Source organism: Heterorhizobium halophytocola (genome assembly GCF_017873095.1).
In the GTDB taxonomy this organism is placed as follows: Bacteria; Pseudomonadota; Alphaproteobacteria; order Rhizobiales; family Rhizobiaceae; genus Allorhizobium; species Allorhizobium halophytocola.
The window spans coordinates 658281-679262 of the sequence record NZ_JAGGJU010000001.1; the positions used below are offsets into that span (position 1 = coordinate 658281).

At 63.0% G+C, this 20982-nt stretch carries 18 protein-coding genes; 7 read left to right on the plus strand and 11 right to left on the minus strand.

All coding sequences use genetic code 11. The features are described from left to right. The first annotated feature begins 15 nt into the window (after positions 1-15). Positions 16-2109, plus strand: a complete 2094-nt coding sequence (locus tag J2Z17_RS03090; protein ID WP_209942080.1) for a hydantoinase/oxoprolinase family protein — start codon at positions 16-18, stop codon at positions 2107-2109. Continuing rightward, entirely contained in the window at positions 2106-3869 is a 1764-nt protein-coding gene (locus J2Z17_RS03095) for a hydantoinase B/oxoprolinase family protein (RefSeq protein WP_209942082.1), read from the plus strand. The genes J2Z17_RS03090 and J2Z17_RS03095 overlap by 4 nt, the downstream gene beginning before the upstream one ends. Positions 3870-3921: 52 nt before the next feature. Here the strand turns inward: J2Z17_RS03095 and J2Z17_RS03100 are convergent, their stop codons facing one another. Continuing rightward, positions 3922-4905, minus strand: coding sequence for an ABC transporter substrate-binding protein (locus J2Z17_RS03100; RefSeq protein ID WP_209942084.1), 984 nt, complete (start codon positions 4903-4905; stop codon positions 3922-3924). A 158-nt stretch (positions 4906-5063) separates the two neighbouring features. Between J2Z17_RS03100 and J2Z17_RS03105 the strand changes: the two genes are divergently transcribed. Beyond that, positions 5064-6248, plus strand: coding sequence for a M20 aminoacylase family protein (locus J2Z17_RS03105; RefSeq protein ID WP_209942086.1), 1185 nt, complete (start codon positions 5064-5066; stop codon positions 6246-6248). 74 nt (positions 6249-6322) lie between these two features. Here J2Z17_RS03105 and J2Z17_RS03110 read toward each other — a convergent pair whose 3' ends face one another. The 3 genes from J2Z17_RS03110 to J2Z17_RS03120 all read right to left on the minus strand — a co-directional run bounded on the left by J2Z17_RS03110 (position 6323) and on the right by J2Z17_RS03120 (position 8223). Further along, positions 6323-6472 carry a hypothetical protein gene (locus tag J2Z17_RS03110; protein WP_209942088.1) on the minus strand — a complete coding sequence of 50 codons (150 nt, stop codon included), beginning with the start codon at positions 6470-6472 and terminating at the stop codon, positions 6323-6325. Between the two features lie 159 nt (positions 6473-6631). Then, a complete protein-coding gene (locus J2Z17_RS03115; RefSeq protein ID WP_209942090.1) occupies positions 6632-7396 on the minus strand; it encodes an ABC transporter permease in 765 nt (254 codons plus the stop codon). A 2-nt stretch (positions 7397-7398) separates the two neighbouring features. Beyond that, a complete protein-coding gene (locus tag J2Z17_RS03120) occupies positions 7399-8223 on the minus strand; it encodes an ABC transporter ATP-binding protein (RefSeq protein WP_209942092.1) in 825 nt (274 codons plus the stop codon). Positions 8224-8531: 308 nt separating this feature from the next. On the opposite strand from J2Z17_RS03120, the gene J2Z17_RS03125 reads away from it, so the two are divergent. The 3 genes from J2Z17_RS03125 (at position 8532) to J2Z17_RS03135 (ending at position 12944) form a co-directional block, all read left to right on the plus strand. Beyond that, on the plus strand, positions 8532-9536 hold the full coding sequence (locus J2Z17_RS03125) for an ABC transporter substrate-binding protein (protein WP_209942094.1): 1005 nt from the start codon (positions 8532-8534) through the stop codon (positions 9534-9536). A gap of 81 nt (positions 9537-9617) precedes the next feature. Further along, a complete protein-coding gene (locus J2Z17_RS03130; protein ID WP_209942096.1) occupies positions 9618-10649 on the plus strand; it encodes a nitrilase-related carbon-nitrogen hydrolase in 1032 nt (343 codons plus the stop codon). 252 nt (positions 10650-10901) lie between these two features. Continuing rightward, positions 10902-12944: an oxidoreductase gene (locus tag J2Z17_RS03135; protein WP_342454358.1), complete on the plus strand. Its 2043-nt coding sequence runs from the start codon at positions 10902-10904 to the stop codon at positions 12942-12944. A gap of 74 nt (positions 12945-13018) precedes the next feature. Here the strand turns inward: J2Z17_RS03135 and minE are convergent, their stop codons facing one another. The 6 genes from minE to J2Z17_RS03165 form a co-directional block, all read right to left on the minus strand. Beyond that, complete coding sequence (gene minE, locus J2Z17_RS03140; RefSeq protein WP_209942100.1) at positions 13019-13279, minus strand: cell division topological specificity factor MinE; 261 nt, start codon at positions 13277-13279, stop codon at positions 13019-13021. Beyond that, a complete protein-coding gene (gene minD / locus J2Z17_RS03145; RefSeq protein ID WP_209942103.1) occupies positions 13276-14091 on the minus strand; it encodes a septum site-determining protein MinD in 816 nt (271 codons plus the stop codon). Before minD ends, minE begins: the two co-directional genes overlap by 4 nt. Positions 14092-14127: 36 nt before the next feature. Further along, positions 14128-14889: a septum site-determining protein MinC gene (gene minC, locus J2Z17_RS03150; protein WP_209942105.1), complete on the minus strand. Its 762-nt coding sequence runs from the start codon at positions 14887-14889 to the stop codon at positions 14128-14130. 250 nt (positions 14890-15139) lie between these two features. Next, a complete protein-coding gene (locus J2Z17_RS03155; protein ID WP_209942107.1) occupies positions 15140-16105 on the minus strand; it encodes a PDR/VanB family oxidoreductase in 966 nt (321 codons plus the stop codon). Between the two features lie 66 nt (positions 16106-16171). Further along, positions 16172-17503 (minus strand): Rieske 2Fe-2S domain-containing protein, encoded by a 1332-nt coding sequence (locus J2Z17_RS03160; protein WP_209942109.1) that lies wholly within the window; start codon positions 17501-17503, stop codon positions 16172-16174. 19 nt (positions 17504-17522) lie between these two features. Then, positions 17523-18563: a nitrilase-related carbon-nitrogen hydrolase gene (locus J2Z17_RS03165; RefSeq protein ID WP_209942112.1), complete on the minus strand. Its 1041-nt coding sequence runs from the start codon at positions 18561-18563 to the stop codon at positions 17523-17525. 283 nt (positions 18564-18846) lie between these two features. On the opposite strand from J2Z17_RS03165, the gene J2Z17_RS03170 reads away from it, so the two are divergent. Next, a complete protein-coding gene (locus J2Z17_RS03170; protein WP_209942113.1) occupies positions 18847-19530 on the plus strand; it encodes a GntR family transcriptional regulator in 684 nt (227 codons plus the stop codon). Between the two features lie 87 nt (positions 19531-19617). Here J2Z17_RS03170 and J2Z17_RS03175 read toward each other — a convergent pair whose 3' ends face one another. Then, on the minus strand, positions 19618-20970 hold the full coding sequence (locus J2Z17_RS03175) for a dihydroorotase (RefSeq protein ID WP_209942114.1): 1353 nt from the start codon (positions 20968-20970) through the stop codon (positions 19618-19620). Positions 20971-20982 lie beyond the last annotated feature (12 nt).

Sequence of the window (20982 nt, forward strand, 5' to 3'; positions counted from 1 at the left end):
GAGAAGGGAACCTGCGTGGATCAACAAGTCAAACCGGATGAGGCGATCGCCGCAAGCGTTGGGCGCCAATCGGTGGTGGCCGGCATCGATGTCGGCGGCACCTTTACCGACCTCGTGCTGTTCGACGCCGCCCATGGCACGGTCCGCCTCGCCAAGGTGCCGACGACGCTGGACAACCAGGCCTTCGGCGTGGTCGCCGCCCTTGACGCGGCGGAGGCCGATATTGCCGCCCTCGACTTGATCGTCCACGGCACCACGACGACCACCAACGCGGTGCTGGAACGCCAGCTCTGCAAGACTGGCTTCATTACCACCATGGGCTTTCGCGACGTGCTGGAGCTTGGCCGACGCACCCGTCCACAGGCCTATGGAATGAAGGGCGACTTCAGGCCAATCATCCCGCGCGATCTCAGGCTGGAGATCCCCGAGCGGCTCGATGCCCGCGGCGAGATCGTGACCCCGCTCGATGAAGACGCGTTGAAGAGCGCGATACAGGCGCTGATCGACAAGGATTGCGAGGCGCTGGTCATCCACTTCCTGCATGCCTATGCCAATCCCGTCCATGAACTGCGCGCCGGCGAGATTGCCGCTGAGCTCTGGCCGAACGGCAATATCACGCTCGGCCATTCGCTGCTGTCGGAAAGCCGGGAATACGAGCGCGGCGTGACGGCTGCCGTCAACGCCTCGGTCCAGCCGCTGCTGCGCCGCTACGTCGAACGGCTGGCCGATACGCTGGCCGGCCGCGGCTACCGGCACGATGTCTTGGTGATGAACGGCAATGGCGGCATGGTCTCGGCAAGGCACGTAGCCAGAGAAGCGGCAAAGACCGTGATGTCGGGGCCCGCCTCCGGCGTGATGGCCGCCGCCTATACCGGCCGCCGCGCCAACATGCCAAACCTGATCACCTATGACATGGGCGGCACCTCCACCGACGTGGCGCTGATCCGCAATGCCGAGCCGACGGTCTCCAACGAGATCGAGGTCGAATATGCCATGCCGATCCACGTGCCGATGGTAGACGTGCGCACCGTCGGCGCCGGCGGCGGCTCGATCGCCCGAATCACGCCGGCAGGGCTGCTGCAGGTCGGTCCGGAAAGTGCGGGCTCTACCCCGGGACCGATCTGCTATGGCCGCGGCGGCACCCGCCCCACCATCTCCGATGCCAATCTGCTGCTCGGACGCCTCGACCCCGCGCGCCTCAACAAGGTGCAGGGCGGGATCACGCTTGACGGCGTCAAGCAGATCTTCCAGACGGAGATCGGCGACACGCTCGGCCTCGACGCCATCGAGGCGGCAGCGGCCGTCATCCGGATCGGCAATGCCCGGATGGCCGATGCCGTGCGGATGGTCTCGGTCAGCCTCGGCGAAGACCCGCGCGACTTCGCGCTGTTTGCCTTCGGCGGCGCCGGGCCGCTGCACGCCTCGGCCATCGCCCGAGAGCTCGGGATTCCGAAAGTCCTCGCACCCTCGCGCCCCGGCATCACCAATGCGCTCGGCTGCGTCGTCGCGGATCTGCGCCACGATTTCGTCAACACCGTCAACCGGCCGCTCGCCGTCGCCGACATGGACGCCGTCCACGAACTCTTTGCCAGGCAGAGCGAGGAAGGTCGCCGGCTGATCGGCAAGGAAGCCGTCGCGATCCGCGAGATCCGCGAAATCACCTCCGTTGACATGCAGTTCATCGGCCAGACGCACCTGCTGCGCGTGCCCCTGCCCGGACCGGCGCCAACGCGCCAGGAACTGCAGCAGCGCTTCGAAGAGGCCTATTTCGCCCGCTTCCACGTCGAACTGCCGGAAATCCGCGCCAATCTGGTCAACGTCAACACCTCCGTGATCGGCCGCCGCGCTGAAATCGACCTGTCGGCCCTGATCGACAGCGCCGGCCGCAAGTCGAGCCTGGAAGACGCCAAGACGGGCACCCGGCAGGTCTATTTCGACGGCTTCGTCGAGACCCCGATCTATTGGCGCGACCATTTACCGGCCGATGCCACCATCACCGGTCCGGCCATCATCGAGCAGATGGACACGACGATCATCATCGAACCCGGCGACGTCGCGAGCCAGGATCATGACGGCAATATCATCATCACCCTTGGAGCAGCGGCATGAGCATCGATCCGATTACCCTTTCGGTCATCCAGTCCGGCCTGCAACAGGTCTGCGACGAGATGGACCTGTCGTTTTCCCGCGCCGCCTTCTCGCCGGTGATTGCCGAGGCCAATGACCGCTCCGACGGCATCTATTCCGCCGTCGACGGCTCGCTGATCTCGCAGGGCCTGACCGGCCTGCCGGTTTTCGTCGGCACCATGCAGTATTCCACCCGGGTGCTGATCGAAATGATCGCCGCGGGCAAGGCGGCAGCCCCCAAGCCGGGCGACATCTATATCGTCAACGACCCCTATCTCGGCGGCACCCATCTGATGGATGTGCGCTTTGCCATGCCTGTCTACCGCGATGGCGAGATCTTCTGCTGGCTGTCGAACACCGGCCACTGGCCGGATACCGGCGGTGCGGTGCCTGGCGGCTTTTCCGCCTCGGCGACCTCGGTCGAACAGGAGGGCCTGCGCCTGCCGCCGGTCAGGCTGTTCAAGGAAGGCAAGCTCGACCCGGAGATCTACGCGATCATCTGCTCCAATATCCGGGTTGCCGAACAGCGGATCGGCGACGTAAAGGCCCAGGCGGCGGCGCTTCTGGTGGGCGAAAAGCGGCTGGCCCGCCTGCTCGACCGCTATGGCGACGACACCGTGACCGAGGCGATCGGCGAATTGCGCATCCGTGCCGCCGATCAGATGCGCAGCTATATCCGCCTCATCCCGGAGAGCATCTACACCTCGACCGCCTATATCGACAGCGACGGCGTCGTCGACGAGCCGCTCGAAATCAAGCTGAAAGTGACGGCGAAGGATGGCGAACTGACCTTCGATTTCACCGGCTCGTCAAAACCCTGCCGCGGGCCGATGAACTCGGTGCTGGCGACGACCCTGTCCTCGGTCTATCTCGCCATGCGCCACATCTTCCCGGATGTGCCGATCTCGGCCGGCGCCTTCGAGCCGCTCAACATCATCCGGCCGGAGGGCACCTTCCTCGACGCCCAATATCCACGCCCGGTGTCCGGCTGTGCGGCGGAAGTGTCCCAGCGCATCGCCGAGGCCGTCTTCGCCGCCCTGGTCGAGGCGCTTCCGGACCGGGTGACGGCGTCGCCGGCCGGCAGTTCCGGCAATTTTGCTCTTGGCGGCTTTGATCCCGAACGCGGACAGGGCTTCGTCATGTACCAGATCTCGGGCGGCGGCTATGGCGGCAATGTCGATCACGACGGGCTTGCCAACGGCTGTTCGACAATCGGCATTTCCAAGTCGCCGCCGGTGGAAATCATGGAACAGCAATATCCGGTTCTCTACCACCGCTATGCCCTGCGCGAGGGATCGGGCGGTGCCGGTCGTCATCGTGGCGGCTTCGGCCTCGACTACGAGATCGAGCTGCGCCGCGGCCAGGCAACGGCCAGCTTCGTCATGGACCACGGCCGCTTCGGACCACCGGGCGCGATCGGCGGCGGCGATGGGGCGCCGAATGCGGTCAAGGTATTTTCGGGCGGTAAGACTATTGTCCCCCTGCACCTGTCGAAGGCGCAGGACATTCCGCTGGAGCCCGGCGACCGGGTGCGGGTGATGACGCCCGGCGGCGGCGGCTACGGCGATCCGATGACCCGCGATCCGCAGGCTGTCGCCTATGACGTGATGCTGGAACGCTATACGGCAGAGGACGCTGCACGGCTGTTCGGTGTCGTGCTGTCGGACGATGGCAGCGTCGATGGCGTTGCGACGGCCGGGCTGCGCAGCTCGGGCGGCGACAATCAGAGGTCTTACGGCTGACCAATGCATGGTTTCGGCCGGGGACTGACCCCGGCCGAAACCCGTTGGAGCCTTACTTGCCGATCTCGGCCACGACATCCGCGGCCTTCGGCTTGCTCTTCAGCGACAATGCCTCGGCGACGACGTCGATATTGTGCGACACACGCGTCATGTCGAAACGGTAGCCATTGGCCTCGAACACCTTGTTGTTGAAGGCGAAGTCGTAGGCGAAGGGAACAATGTCCGTCTGGCTTGCCTTCTGCATGCCCTCGACGCTCGCCACCATGGCGTCGATGGAGGCCTCCGGGTCCTTGCGGGCGAGGTCATAGGTGCACTCTGCGGCCTTGACGAAACGGGCTGCCAGTTCCGGCTTTTCTGCCAACAGTTTGGTGGAGGTAAAGACAGACGCGTTGTAGATGTCGAGATCCACGCCGTAGCCGATCGAGCGGACAGATTTGCCGACCTTCTTGGCAACCGACTGCAGCCCGACCGTCGAGGTGACATAGCTCGCCAGCGAATCCGTCCTGCCCTGCAGCAATAGCCCGTTCAGCGTCGCAGGCTCAGCGGTCAGAACCTTGACCTTTGACATGTCCGCATCGGCCAGCTTCATGCCGAGCGGCAGCAATTGCATGGCGGCATTGCCGTTGGACGAGGCGACGCTGTGGCCTTCCAGATCCTTCAGCGTCTTGATCGGGCTGTCCTCGAGGACGGCGAGACCCGCCGGCGACTGCGACACCACCGGCATGATCGCCTTCACCGGGACCTGGTTGTTGGCGATTGAGGCGATGATTACCCCGAGATCCGTGATGCCGAATTCGGCAACACCGGTGCCGATCTTCGTCACCGCATCGGCTGCGCCGTAGCCGCGGGTGATCGTCAGGTCGATCCCCTGATCGGTAAAGCAGCCCTTTTCAACGCCGAGATACCACGCAGCCGAAATGCCGCCCGGCGTCCAGTCGAGCTGGAAGGTGACCTTGTCGGCGGCATTGGCATTTCCGGCGAAGCTTGCACCGGCCACGAGTGCGGCGAGGACAACGGATCGGACGCGACAGATCATCAATGGGCTCTCCTTTGGATGGAACTGGGTCAAAAAAAGACTTCTCAATGGCATACCAGTAGAATACCGTCGGAATGCTGTCTAGTGCCGAGACGGCGTGCAGTTTCACGACCTGCCTGCAAGAGAGGCAGATCCATCAGCCAGCGAAGGACCGCATAATGAAAAAGGAAGAGCTCTCGGCCCGCCTGAAAGCCCGGGAGGCGGAACTCATAGCGATCCGCCACGACATCCACATGCACCCGGAGACATCCTACGAGGAGGTACGCACATCCGCGCTGGTGCAGGAAAAGCTCACCGAATGGGGCATTCCGTTCGAAGCCGGAATTGCCGAGACCGGCGTGGTGGCAACGATCACCGGCAACCGGCCAGGCAACCGGTCGATCGGGCTTCGCGCCGACATGGATGCGCTCAACATGGTGGAGACCAACAGCTTTGCCCACCGCTCGACGATCCCGGGCAAGATGCATGGCTGCGGCCATGACGGCCACACCACGACATTGCTCGGCGCTGCACGGTATCTGAAGGAGAATCCGGATTTCGCAGGCACCGTGCATTGCATCTTCCAGCCGGCCGAGGAAGGCGGCGCCGGCGGCAAGAAGATGATTGACGAGGGTCTCTTCGAGCGCTTCCCTTGCGACGCGGTCTATTCGCTGCACAACAAGCCGGGCCTGGAAGTCGGCAAGTTCATTACCCGCAAGGGGCCGCAGCTTGCCTGCGCCGACAGTTGGACGGTGACCTTTCGCGGCACAGGCGGCCATGGGGGGGCGCCGGAAAAATCGACCGATACCACCATTCCACTCGCGCATTTCATTCTTGGCCTGCAGGCGATCATCGGCCGTAACGTGCCAGGCCTCGAATCCGCAGTGCTGTCGATCGGCATCATCAAGGCCGGCTCCAGCCACAATGTCATTCCAGCCGAAATCGAGGTAACCGGCACGTCACGCTGTCATAACCCTGAGATTCGCGACCTGCTGGAAAGACGCTTGCGCGATGTCGCCGAGCACAGTGCGGCGATGTCGAATTGCTATGCCGATATCGACTATCAGCGGGGCTATCCGCCAGTGGTCAACGCCCCGCGCGAAACCGAGATGGCGATTGCAGCGATCACGGCCCTGGTCGGCGCCGAAAATGTCGACGGCGACAGTCCACCGATCAATGCCGCCGACGACATCGCCTATATGCTGGAGATGCGACCCGGCTGCAATGTGATGATCGGCAATGGCAAGGGCGACGCGTTTAAGAACAACCACATGCCCGATTACGACTTCAACGACGAGATCATCGTGCTGGGTGCTGCCTACTGGGTGAGCCTGGTGCATCAGGAACTGAATGCGGCCGCCTGATGGCAGGGCCGCCAGAAAGACGGACGGCGCCGGTGGATTCCACCGGCGCCGTCTTGATTTGAATTTGGCCCAACTCAAATGAGAAGGGTGATGGGGGCAGCGGCCCGGTGCAGAATGCGGACAACGCCTTCGACCATTGGACTGTTGGGAACCAGCAGCGCCGAGAGGAAGAGCGGGAAGCCCGTCAGCATCGAAGCGACCGCGGCGAAACGCCTGGTGCTCATCTAACGACTCCGAAAAAATGAAAAAGGCCGGCGCGATCGGGTGACCGTGACAGCGATAATCGTTATATAAGATTATCAGTTTTGAATTCCAAGCCCTCGCCGGAGGATTTTTTCCCGTCCGGCGGAATGGCCATTCCGACCGTTTGTAACGCCTGGTCGTTACCGGCTTTCGGCAACGGTCCAGTCGAAGAAAAGGCGCTGCACCAGGCCGACCGCCTGGTAGAGCAGCACGCTGATCAGCGCAAGCATGGTGACGCAGGCCATGGCCATCCCGATCTCGAATTGCGACGTCGAGGAGACCACGAGAAAACCGAGCCCCTTGTTGGCATTGACGAACTCGGCGACCACGGCACCCACGACGGCGACGGTCACGCCGATCCGCAATCCGCCAAAGACGAAGGTCATGGCATGCGGCAGCCGGATCGTCAGCACCTCGACAAGGGTACCGGCCCCGGTGACCGCGGCCAGATCGCGCATTTCCTCGGGTGTATCCAGAATGCCGGTCGCGGTCGCCACCATGATCGGAAAGAAGGCGATCAGCGTGACGATGATCAGCCGCGCCGTCATGTCGGTGCCGAAAATGACGACGATCACCGGTGCGATGGCGACGATCGGGATCGCATTGAGGAAAACGATGATCGGATAGAACGCTTCCGAGACGGTGCGATTGACCGACACCAGGATGCCGAGCGGGATGCCGACAAGGCAGGAGAGCAGAAAGCCGAGCAGAATTGTCTTCAGGGTTTCCGCCGCGTTGCTGAACAGCGTGTATCCGAGCTGCCGCCCGCCCTCGACGATGTCGATCGGCGACGGAAGCAGATAGGTCGGCACCGCAAACAGGCTGCTGACGGCCTGCCACAAGCCAATGAACACGGCAAAGGCCAGGAGCGGCATGAGATAGCGGCGATGTCGGGCGGTGACCATGATCAGTTCTCCTTGCGGGGCTCGAAGATTTCGTCGCGTATCTGCTGTGCATGGCTGACGAATTTCGGATCGGACGGCGTGTGGTGGCTGCGCGGCTTGGCAATGTCGATGACATGCAGTTCCTGCAGGCGGCCCGGTCGCGCGGACATTACCGCCACCCTGTCCGACAACAGCACGGCCTCGCTGATCGAATGCGTGACCAGGAGTATGGTCTTGCCCGTTTCGGCATGAATGCGCAGCAGGTCGAGTTGCAGGTCTTCCCGGGTCAGCGCATCGAGCGCACCGAAGGGCTCGTCCATCAGCAGGATCTTCGGATCGAGGATCAGGCTGCGACAGATGGCAACCCGCTGCTGCATGCCGCCGGAGAGTTCGCGCGGCCTCTTCGAGGCCGCATCGGCAAGCCCGACCAGGTCGAGCAGGTCCATGGCCCGCGCCTTCTGCTCGGCACCCAGACGACGGGACAGCACCCGCGCCGGATAAAGGACGTTCGACAGTACATCGAGCCAAGGCAACAGGGTTGGACGCTGGAAGACGATCGCGACCTCCGAAAAACCCTTGCGCTTGGCACCACCATGGATCGTCAGCATGCCCTCGCTTGGTTGCTGCAGGCCGGCGATCAGCCGCAGGGTCGTCGACTTGCCACACCCCGATGGCCCGACAAGCGACATGATCTCGCCGGACCGGATCTGCAGATTAAGCGACTGCAATGCCGTCACCCGTGCACCATCCTGGCTGGCAAAGTGCACGGAAACCTTTTCAAGCTCGATCAAAGGCGCGGGCCCAGGCGCCTCGACGAGGCTCGGGTAACGTTTTTCCTGCGGGGCCATGCCTGTACTCCCTTGGCTGTAGACGGCATCCATGGCTACGCCGGCCACGCCGCGGCCCGCCTTAAAATATGGAATACCAACTGTCGACCAATCGCATGCACAAAGCGTGCCGAATGCTGAATTCCGCGCGACGCGGCCATTTCTCAGCCATTCGCCACGGCGTCTGCCCATCGCAACGCCAGGCGCCACCTCACCTGCCTCAAAATTGAGCAACGTCAAATCGAATGCAGAATCTGCATGCTTGCGGCTTGCAAAACGTCAAAAAACTGAAAAGATATACCAGTGGTATACAAAGTGGGAACCAAACAATGATCCGGAAAGTCACCAAAGTTTTTGCCGCCAGCTGTCGCCTCTTGCTCACCGCCGGCGCCCTGGCCGGATTGAGCGCACAGGCCAGCTTTGCGGCCGATGCGCTGAAGCTGAAGCTGGACTGGTTGCCGAGCGGCTACCATGCGCCGATCTTCTATGGCGTTGAAAAAGGCTATTACAAGGAGGCCGGCATCGATCTGACGATCGAGGACGGACAGGGCACGAACCCGGCCCTCCAGGCGGCTGCCGCCGGCAATGCCGACATTGTCATGGCCAACTACTCGACGATGATCCAGTCGGTTGCCGCCGGCATGGACCTGGTCGGCGTCGCCGGCCTGATCCAGAAGCTGCCGGACTCGCTGATCTCCCTGAAGGACAACCCTTTGAAGTCGCCCAAAGACCTTGAGGGCAAGACCATCGCCATTACGCCCGACAGTGCCTCGGCCAAGCTTTTCGACGCCTACATGGCGGCCGCCGGCGTCGATGCATCCAAGGTCACGAAGATCAACATGAAGGCCGGCCAGGACATCCAGGCGCTGCTCAGCGGCAACGCGGACGCGATGACCGGCTGGATCTTCACCCAGGTGCCGACCGTTGCGTCCAAGGCCGAGATTGCCAAGCCGTTGATGATCTCCGACGAGGGTATCAACATTCTCGGCACCGGGTTCGTCACCACCAAGAGCTATGAAAAATCGCATCAGGATCTGATCAAGCGGTTCGTCGCCGCGACGGCAAAATCCTATGCCGACGGCTTCAAGAACCCGGAAGAGGCCGTCGACGCCATGCTGAAGGCCCGCCCCCTGGTGGAAAAAGGCATCAGTGTGGAATCTCTGAAGCTGCTGGAACCGCTGATGCATTCCGCCCGCAGCGAGGGCAAGCCCTTCGGCTGGACGGACCAGGCCGACTGGGAGCAGTCGGAAGACCTGCTGCAGAAATATTTCGACATGCAGGGCAAGGTCGATGTCTCCACCGTCTACACCAACGACTACATCGCCATGAATTAAGTGCGCCTCTGCGCACCTTTGGCCCCGGTCAGACAGACCGGGGCCCTCTTTTTTCAACAGTCCCAGACGAAAGCTTACCCGATGACAGTTACACCCTGGCGCGCAACCTGTATCCAGATGCCGAGCAAGCAGGCGACCAAGGCGGCAACGCCTGAAGAGGCCCGCCGGATCATTCAGGACAATATCGACAAGGCGATCGCGATGATCGAGGAAGCACTCGCCTCGCCGCAGCCCCCGAAGCTTGTCGTCCTGCCCGAATTCGGCCTGCAGGGGCCGCCGCACGGGCTCACCGTTGCCGACTGGATGGAAAAGGCGGTCACCACCATTCCCGGCTGGATCACCGAGCCGTTGCAGGCGCTTGCCGCCAGGCACAAGATCTTCATCGCCGGCAACCAGTTCGAGGGCCCGGCGGAATTTCCCGGACGCTTCTTCAACTCCTGCTTCCTCATTGACCCGAAGGGCGAGGTGGTCCTGCGTTTCCGCCGCGTCAACACCGCCGCCTGGCCCTCACCGCACGACTTCATGGACGACTATGTGGAGACCGTCGGCAAGGACGGCGTGTTCCCGGTGGTCGAGACCGAACTTGGCAAGATCGGCATGATTGCCTGCGGCGAGATCGCCGTGCCGGAAGTGGCGCGCATGCTGATGATGCAGGGGGCGGAAATCATCGTCCACCCGACCAATGAGGACGACAACCCGGCGCAGGAGGCGGCCAAGATCGCCCGCGCGTCGGAAAACATGTGCTACCTGATCAGTGCCAATGTTTCCGACGCCATCGGCTTTTCCGCCGACGGTTCGGTCAAGGGCGGGCGCTCGCGCATCGTCGACTATCGCGGCAAGACGATCAGCTACCACGAGCCCTGGGACGAATCGATCGCGGTCTCGGCCGAGATCGACGTCGAGGCGTTGCGCGAGGCCCGTCGCGATCGCGGCATGCCGAACACGCTGCTGCGCGGCCGCTGGGAGATGTACCGCGACCTCTACAATGACTTCACCGTCTATCCCGCCAATGCCTTTCTCGGCACCCCGATGAAGGACATGGCCGAGACCGCACCGGTGATCGACACCGCCCTCGACAACCTGGCCGGCCTCGGCATCATGCGCCGCGCCTGATCCAGCCGCGACGGAGACAGGGAACAGGCCGGCAGCGATGCCGGCCTTTTTCATGAGTCGAAAAGGCCGGATATGATGCCTGCCGGCGCTCGATCGGTGGCAATTCGGCGCCGTCGAAGGCGGCGTGGGGCCATGTCGCGGACGATAAAGTCCGGCCGCCCCGCCCGTGCTACCAATCGGCTTTGCCGAGCATGCCGCCATTTCCAATGCCGCCCATCAAGCCCCGCAGAGGCCAGCCGCCCCATGACAGCAATCAGCAGCAATGATCCCCTTCTCCAGCCCTTTAAGCTGAAGCACCTGACGCTCAAGAACCGGTTGATGTCGACCGCCCACGAGCCTGCCTATTCCGAAGGCGGCATGCCGACCGATCGCTACAGGCTCTATCACCGCGAAAAGGCCAAGGGCGGCATCGCGCTCACCATGACGGCGGGATCGGCGGTCGTCTCTTCAGATTCGCCACCGGCCTTCGGCAACCTGCATGCCTATCGCGACGAGATCGTGCCATGGCTGAAGGCGCTTGCCGACGACTGTCACGAGTTCGGCGCCGCCGTGATGATCCAGTTGACCCATCTGGGGCGCCGCACCGGATGGAGCAAGGGCGACTGGCTGCCGGTGCTCGCCCCCTCCCCGATCCGCGAGCCGGCCCACCGCGCCTTCCCGAAGGAGGCCGAGGATTGGGATCTCGACCGTATCGTCAAGGATTATGCAGACGCCGCCGCCCGCATGCAGGCAGCCGGCCTCGACGGCATCGAGATCGAAGCCTATGGTCACCTGCTCGACAGCTTCTGGTCGCCCGCGACCAATCATCGCGATGACGAATACGGCGGCTCGCTGGACAACCGCATGCGCTTTTCCAATCGTGTCATCGATGCCGTGCGAGAGGCGGTCGGGCCGGATTTCATCGTCGGCCTGCGGCTGGTGGCCGATGAAGACTGGAGCAAGGGGCTTTCCAAAAAGGAGGGCATCGACATCGCCGGCCGCTATGCGCGTTCGGGCAAGGTCGACTTCCTCAACGTCATTCGCGGCCATATCGACCATGACGCGGCGCTGAACGACGTCATTCCGATCCAGGGCATGCGCTCTGCCCCGCATCTCGACTTTGCCGGCGACGTGCGCCAGGCGGCGGGCATTCCGGTCTTCCACGCAGCCCGGATCGGCGACGTTGCAACCGCCCGCCATGCGATCGCCGAAGGCAAGCTCGACATGGTCGGCATGACCCGACCGCATATCGCAGACCCGCATATCGCCAACAAGGTGATGCGCGGCGCAGAAGCGTCGATCCGGCCCTGCGTCGGCGCCACCTACTGTCTCGACCGCATCTACGAAGGCGGCGAAGCGCTCTGCATCCACAACGCGGCCACCGGGCGCGAGGGCGAACTGCCGCACGATATCGAAAGGGCGGAAAAGTCGCGCAGAGCGGTCGTCGTCGGCGCCGGCCCGGCGGGACTGGAAGCTGCCCGGGTGCTTGCCGAGCGCGGACATCAGGTCATTGTTCTTGAAGCAACCGGCGATGCTGGCGGCCAGATCAACCTTTTGGTCCGCAATCCCCGCCGCCGCGAGATGGTCGGCATCACCGACTGGCGCCTGTCGGAGCTGGAGCGTCTCGGGGTCGAGATCCGCTACAACACCTATGCCGAGGCTGCGGACGTTCTGGCGCTGGCGCCGGACCTTGTGGTCGTCGCCACCGGAGGTTTCGCGCAGTCCCCGAGCCTGGAGGCTGGCGAAGAACTGGTGACCTCTTCCTGGGACATTCTCTCCGGCACGGTGAAACCGTCGGGGCCCGTGCTGCTGTTCGACGACAATGGCGGCCATCCCGGCATGTCGGCGGCGGAGGTCATCGCGACGAGCGGTGCAGAGCTCGAACTGGTCTCGCCCGAGCGTTTCTTCGCGCCCGAAATGGGCGGAATGAACCACGTGCCCTACGCCAAGGTTTTCGCAGAGAAGAATGTCCGGGTGACGATCAACACCCGGCTCGTCTCTGTCCGCCGGGAAGGAAACGGTCTCGTTGCCGTGCTCGGCAGCGACTATTCCGCCTCGACGCTCACCGAACGGCGGGTCGCACAGGTCGTGGTGGAGCACGGCACGGTTGCCAATACGGATGTCTATCTGGAGATGAAGGCCGGATCGCGCAATCTGGGGGCCGTCGACTACAAGGCCCTGATCGGTCGTCGTATGCCCCTTCCACTGAAGAACGAAGCGGGCGGTTACGACCTTATCCGCATCGGCGACGCGATCTCCGGCCGCAACATTCACGCCGCGATCTACGACGCCCTGCGCTACTGCACGCTGCTGTAACGGTGGACAAAGAAAAAGGGAGCCGGCCGCCGCGCCCGCTCCCCTTCACCTCGAATACTTAAGAGGATGGCGGTTCAGGCCGCCATTCTCGCTGCGTTGAGCGGAAGCTCCACGTCGATCTCCAGGACCGAAACATGTTCGTCGCGATCCATGGTCACCTTCACCTTGTCGGCGTCGAGTTCGACATGCTTGGCGATGACGGCGAGGATTTCCTCGCGCAGGATCGCCACGAGGTCGGACTCGACCGAAGCACGCTCATGGGCAAGCAGGACCTGAAGCCTTTCTCGCGCCATCGGCGCGGAACTCTGCTTGCGGAACCGGTCGAAAATGCTCATGCAGCCCTCCGCGAGAACATCTTGCCGAAGAGACCACGCTTTTCCCCGGGGATCGTGACGGGAATGTCCTCGCCGGCGAGGCGCTGGGCTGCTTCGAAATAGGCCTGTGCGGGAACGCTGCGCGGATCGGCAAGCGTCACCGGTGCGCCGACATTGGATGCCTTCAGCACGTCCATGCTTTCCGGCACGATGCCGAGCAGCGGGATGGACAGGATTTCCAGAACGTCTTCGACCTTGAGCATGTCGCCGCGCTGGGCGCGGTTGATGTCGTAGCGCGTCAGCAGCAGGTGCTTTTCGACCCGCTCGCCGCGCTCGGCCTTCAGCGTCTTGGAATCCAGCAGACCGATGATGCGGTCGGAGTCACGCACCGAAGAGACTTCCGGATTGGTGACGATGACGGCGGTGTCGGCATGACGCATGGCAAGCGTCGCGCCGCGCTCGATACCGGCCGGGCTGTCGCAGATGATCCAGTCGAAATAGCGCTTCAGTTCGGTGATAACCGCATCCACGCCTTCGGCCGTCAGATTGTCCTTGTCGCGCGTCTGGGAGGCCGGCAGCAGGAACAGCGTCTCGAGCCGCTTGTCGCGGATCAGCGCCTGCTGCAGCTTGGCGTCACCCTGGATGACGTTGACCAGATCGTAGACGACGCGGCGCTCGGCGCCCATCACCAGATCGAGATTGCGAAGGCCGACGTCGAAATCGACGACGGCGACACGTTCGCCTCGTTGTGCGAGAGCGGCGCCAAGAGCGGCAGTGGAGGTCGTTTTGCCAACCCCACCTTTGCCCGACGTCACGACGATTACCTTCCCCATATTCATCTCCTGTCTAGGTCCTATCGCTCATTGGGTTCACATCATTTTCTCGACCATGATCGCGTCGTTCTCGAGCCAGAGCTGAACGGGTTTCCCCCTCAGGTCCGGATCCATGTCGTCGGCCATCTTGTAGATGCCGTCGATCGCGATCAGTTCGGATTCGAATTTGCGGCAGAATATCCGCGCGTCGCTGTTGCCCACGGCACCCGCCATCGCCCGGCCACGAAGCGCGCCGTAGATATGGACGGAACCGCCGGCAATCACTTCGGCACCGGATGCGACGGATCCGATCACCGTGATATCGCCTTCGGCAAAGATCACCGATTGGCCCGAGCGCACCGGCTCGCGAATGACGAGCGATGCGGCACCCTGGCGCGTTTCGGTGGCGACCGCCGCCGGGGCGGCCGGTTCGACCTTCGCCGGCGCGGCTTCAGTCGCCTCGCCTGCCGACGCTTCGTCGGCCTGCGGGACCTCGTAGTCGGCAGCCGGTCTTCCGCCCTTCAGGGCAGGCGGCATGCCGGGCTCGACCAGCGACGGACGCCCGCCTTCGATGCCCATGATCGAGACATTGCGCTTGGCCAGTTCGGCCAGCAATTCCTTCAACTGCGGACGATCGACCTTCAGGTCGGAAACGTCCAGCACCACCGGGCGACCGAGGAAGAACCCGGCCGAACGCGCCGCCAGATCATCCAGGCGGACGAGCCAGTCGTCAAACGGCAGATCCGGCGCCAGCACGACGGCGAGGAAGGATCGTCCCTTGATTCGGATGGAGCGGTTGTCGGTTAGCACTTTGGTCATCTACGTTAACAAATCGTTGCCCAAGGGGTACGTCGGCCATGGTTAACGATTAGTTAACATCAAGCTTGTTCGAGGCTTGTTATTCAGAAAATGGGACCATTAAGTGGCCCGAAATTTCTCTCCAAAACTTTCGCTGTGATCGGGGCCGCAACCGCACGCTGCAGGACGCGTCGGTTACGCCGTCACAGCACACAAAAAAGGGGCTGCTCCAGGGCAGGAGCAGCCCAGTCGGGCCGGTATGATGGGGAGATCAAAGGTCGAGGACCAGCCGATCGGATTTCGCACCGGAGCAGCAGATCAGCATGGTCCGGTTCGTCGCCTTTTCACGATCCGACAGGATCTTGTCGCGATGATCGGGGACGCCCTCCAGCACGCGGGTCTCGCAGGTTCCGCAAACGCCTTCCATGCAGGAGCGCGGAACGAACACGTCGTTGGCAAGCAGCACCTGCATGATCGACAGGCCGGGCGGTATCTCGAATTCGCGGCCGCTGCGTTGCAACTGCACGGTGAAGCCCCCGGCAAGCGCCGGCGCGACGCCGGAGAAATGTTCAAGATGGATCTGCTCGTCGGGCCAGCGGTTCGTCGCCGACCGGAAGGCATCGAGCATGATCTCGGGGCCGCAGGCATAAAGCTGTGCATAAGCCGGCGCACCGGCCAGAACCGTGGGGAGGTCGAGCGGCGCACCACCGTGTTCGTCGTCGAAATGGAAGAACACCCGCCCGGGTTTGGCCGCTTCGAGCGCTTTGAGCTCGGTGACGAATGCGGCGCGCGCCCTGCTGCGCGCGGCAAAATGCAGCTGCCATTTCTTTCGCCGGGCCTCCAGCCGCTGGATCATCGAGTAGATCGGGGTAATGCCGATGCCACCGGCAACCAGCACGCTCAGGGCGGCCTGCTCCACCAGCTTGAAATGGTTGGCCGGCGGGCGGATCTGCAGCCGGTCACCTTCTGCCAGGTTTTCGCACATGAAGGCGGATCCGCCGCGGCTCTTCGGGTCCCGGTTGACGGCGATCACATAGCGATCGCGCTCGTCATTGCCGTTGACGAGGGAATACGAACGCCAGTCAACGCCTGGAACATTGACGGCGATGTGAGCGCCGGCGGAGGTCGGCGGCAGTTCACCGCCATGGAGCGCCCGGAACTCGAAGGCACGGATGGTGTCGGCGGCATTCCGGACGGAATGGACGACGACGTCGATCGTCTCTGGTTCGGTCATCATGGCAGCACGCAAAGATTGGAGATTGGATGCCGCACCCGGTCATGGGTGCGGCAGTGCGTTTTCGGATTACTCCGCAGCGTCGCGGATTTTCGGCTTGTAGCCCTTGGCGATCGCCATGCGCTCCTCGTAGCCTTCCAGCCAGTCGGTGCCATAGGGCACGATCATGTCGCCGCCGCGTGCATCACGGCAGAGTTCCGGCTCGGCGACGACACGCGGCAGGGTGCCCTCGGCGGCAAAGGCCTTGGCCGCATCCAGCAATTCCTTGCGGGTGACGATCACCATGCGGTCGGACGATGCCAGGTGCTCCATGGTCCGGTCGACGATCTTGTCCATGCTCTCCTGAATGGCCTGGTCCTGCAGCGGCACGCCGACAATGCCGGTATAGCTGCCGCCGGAGCGCTGCCATTCCCGGTCGATGTCGTAGTCGTTACCCCAGTTCTTCGCCGAGCGAAATCGGCCCTGCCAGTCGGTGGTGCGCGGCAGGTAGTCGAGCGGACGGGCAAGACCCGGGATGATCTCGCCGTCGGCATAGCGCATCGCCTTCTGCCGGCCTTCGGCGCGGGTCAGGTCGATGTTGAAGATCATGCAGTTCTCGTCGTCGATCGGGACCCAGGCATTGACCGAGACATTGCTCTCCAGCCTGTTCGACGGATAGGTGACCCAGAACGGGAAGATGAAGCAGGCGAAGCGATGATGTTCCTCGCCCTCGAAGGCATCACGCTGCGCCGAGTACATGGTTCCGAAGGGCATGACCGAGACATTGATCTTCGGCGCCTTCTCGGTGACGGTGAAGCGTTCCGGATCGTTCAAGTCGAGCCGGTCGCCATCGACGCCGCCGACATGTAGGAAGCCCAGATGCGAGGTGTCGATATCGCCTTCCAGCGCCTGCAGCCAGTTGCACTCGCGCTGGGTAAGCGCAATGTTGCGGTCGTCGCCCTGGCCCATGATCGCTTCGATATCGGGCAGTTGCGGCGGATTCTCCTGCTCCTTGCCCATGTAGATGAAGACGATGCCGGCACGCTCCTGAACCCTGTAGGCCTTGGCCTTGATGCCGGCCGGAAAGCGGGTCTTGTCGGGCAGGTTCGGCTGGTCGAGGCAATTGCCCTCGACGTCGAACTTCCAGCCGTGATAAGCGCAGCGAATGCCGCCTTCCTCGTTGCGGCCGAAGAAGAACGAGGCGCAGCGGTGCGGACAACGGTGGTCGAGAATGCCGGCATTGCCGTCGGAATCGCGGAACGCGATCAGCTTCTCGCCCATCAACATCAGCCGCATCGGGTCGCCGTCTGCCTTGAGCTCGGAGGAGAGGCAGGCAGGCATCCAGAACTGGCGGATGAATTCGCCCATCAGCGTCCCGGGTCCAATGCGGGTGAGCTGTTCGTTTTCCTCTGCAGTGATCATGGTAATATTCCCTTTTATATCAAAGTTCCTGCCGCTGGAGGACGCGGGTCTCTTCCAGATGCAAAATGGTCTTTTCGAGCAGCGAGGCCGTTTCGGAGACGGCCCCCATCGGGGTCTCTAGGAAGCCGTTGGCCGGATAGCCGCGCGCTGAAGCGTAGAACGGCGCATAGGCCTCGAAGCGATTGCGAATGATCGGATTGTGCGTGGTCGTGTCGGCCCGGCGCTCGGCGCGCAGCGCCTCGATGTCGATCATCGCGGTCACCGTTACGCTTTCTTCCGGTCCCTCGAGGATCGCCATCGTGTTGCCGCGATAGTCGATGATCTCGGAGCGTCCGCCGACGACCGAGGGATCGCGCGAAAAGCCGATATTGCCGGCAACATTGGCCGAGACGAGATAGGTCATGTTCTCGGCGGCGCGCGCCCGCTTGGTCGCTTCCTGCATGGCGGTCTTCTTCGAATTGGTCGGATGCAGGATCACCTCGGCGCCCTGCATCATCATGATCCGGGCCACTTCCGGCACGTTGATCTCGCCGCAGGGGATCAGACAGAGGCGACCGAGCTCGGTTTCGACAACCGGAAAGATCTCGTCGAACGGCGTGTGGGCGAAATAGTCGTCCAGGAAGTCGTGCGGCGACGGGAAGGCCGCCGTGTTGATGCGCTTGTAGACGCAGACCACCTCGCCCGTGCGGTCGATCAGGAAGGAGGAGTTGAAGTAGCGCCCCGGCCAGGCCGGATCCTTCTCGAACATGTTGCCGGCAATGAAGATGCCGCGTTCGCGTGCGATCTGTTGCAGGGCGGCGGTCTGCCAGCCGGGAATCTCGTCGCAGGCGCGCTCGATCCAGTCGGCCACCGGCATGTCGAGCGGAGGCCCCTGCATGCCGAATTCCGGAAACACCACGAGGTCGGGCTTCTGGCCGGAAAGACAGGCGCTCTCCACCATATGGCGGAAATGCGCGAGATTGGCCTCGATGACCAACCGCGCGGCAGCATTGTCCGGCGCGTCGACGGCGCGCCTGCTTTTCATCTGGATGCATGTGGCTCGCCACGGCTTGATCGTCATCGGCGCATTCCCCTTGTATATTTATTGCACGCCACTGGTATACCACTTGATATTAGACAAAACCTTCCGCTTTGCAAGAGCCCAGTTTTGTCGGCGCCACGGTTTTTCAACAGGTGGCGAGGTGAAATCCAGGATTGCAGACGCGCTCTGGGATTTAGTTGGAATACCAATAATATTCCCGCTGTGGGCCGAAGATAGACCGCTATGGTTTTTTGAGCGCTACTTCTGTATGCAGGACAAGAAAGGATGCTGAAAGAGCATCGCCAGAAGGATTGAATACAATATGTTGGCAGCAGTCGACCCACAACCCGTGTCCCCGGATGGCTCCGCCGAAGAGCCGCGCAACCTGACGCAGCACGTCTATGAGCGGCTGATCGAGATTCTGATTCTCGGAGAATTGCGCCCGGGAGACGTGATCACCGAACGCAAGATGGCCGAGCGGCTGAACGCGTCGCGCACCCCGGTTCGCGAAGCGCTCGGCAGGCTCGAGGCCGAAGGGCTCGTCTACAAGCAGGCGAGCCGCGGCGTCACTGTCAGCCCGTTCTCGGCGGAGAAATTCATTGAGATTCTCAACATCCGCCAATTGCTCGAGGGAGAGGCAGCACGCCTGGCGGCCGGCAATATCGAAACAGCCGAGTTCGCCGAGATCCGCCGCCATCAGAGCGAACTGGCAACCATGAAGGACCCCAGCCTTGCCGATATCTGGCAGGCGGACGACGTCTTGCACGGCGCGATCGCCAAGGCCTCTGGCAACGAGCTTCTCGCCAACATGATCCGCGACCTTCGCCGCCTCACGCATGTGTTTAATGCCTACCGTACCGCCGGTCGCAAGGGCTTTACCGCGCCCGACAGTGCTGCCCTGCTGAACGCACTGGAAGGCGGCGATGCCGCAGCCGCCCAGGCGGCCATGGTCGAGCATATCGCCGTGGTCAAGACAGAGATCCTCGACAAACTCGCCGGTCGATAGGCCGATAGCGGCCTCCAACTGAAAGCAAAGGCGCCTTCCGTGACCGGAAGGTGCCTTTCGATTTGCCTTTAGTGTCAGGCGGAGTTTTCAGCCCCTGGCGACGAACCGGCCATCGCCGGGCGTGCCGGTAACCGTGGCGCCATCAAATACCTTCTTGCCGCGCAGGAAGGTGGCCGCCGGACGGGCTGCAAAGCGCTCGCCGTGATAGGGGCTCCAGCCGAGGCCATCGCGGGCTTCTTCCGCATCATAAATATAGCCGTCGAGGTCGAGCACGACGATGTCGGCGTCGAGGCCCGGCGCCAGCCGCCCCTTGGATGACAGGCCGAAGAAATCCGCCGGCCCCGCCGAAAGCGCCCTGGCGCAGGCGACCGCGGCGGCATCCTCGCCCTTGCGTGCCGCAACGTCGGAGAAGAACACCGGCAGCAGCGCCTCCAGGCCAGGCACGCCCGCTGCCGCCTCGAAGATCGAATCCTTGACCTTGCGCTCCAGCGCCCAGGCCGAGTGGTCGGACGAGACGAAGGTGCAGCCGCCCTCCTCCAGCACCGTCCATAGGGCCTCCTTGCGGTGCGGGCGGATCGGCGGATTGACCTTGATCAGCGATCCGAGCCGCGGCATGTCGACCGCCTCGTCGAAATGGAGATAGTGAACGCACATCTCCGCGGTCGCCTTCACCCCTTCGCGGCGGAAGCGTTCGACCATGGCAAAGCCGTCCGGCGTGGAGATGTGGACGATGTGGACACGGGCGCCGGACAGCCGCCCAAGTTCCAGGAAGTTGGCGGTCGCCAGAAGTTCCGCTTCCTCCGGGCGGCTGAGATTGTGAAATTCGCCGCTGGTCTTGCCGGCCGCCACGAATTCGGCCGTCAGCCGCTTGATCAGGTCCTGATCCTCGTTGTGGAGGCCGACCGGCAGGCCGGTCGGGGCAACCGTTTTCAGCAATGTCATCGCCGCACCGTTGTCGATCCGCGGAAAGCGGGTCGGATGGTTTTCGAAGGACGAGATCTTGAAGGCGCAGACACCGCCCTTCACCAGGGCCCGGATGTCGACCGGATCCGGATCGGCAAGCACGGTGCCATAAAGCGCGACATCGCAATAGGACAGGGCGTCGATGGTCTTGGCCTTGTCGGTCAAAGTCGCAAGGTCATGCACCGGCGTCGGCTGATCATAGGGCATGTCGACCATGGTGGTGACCCCACCGGCCACCGCCGACATCGAGGTCTTCTCCACGCCCTTGAAGCCGAACTGGCTGCCGGCATGGGTCTGACCGTCGATGACGCCCGGCAGCACATAGCCCTTGCCGGCATCCACCGTCTCGACAGCATCCGGTGTGCCTCCCTGCCCGACGGCTGCGATCTTTTCGCCCGAGACCCCGACCCAACCATCCGGGATCACCCCGCCCTCAGTCGCAACCCGTCCCCTGATGACCAAATCGTAGCGCGTCATGAAAGCTCCTGC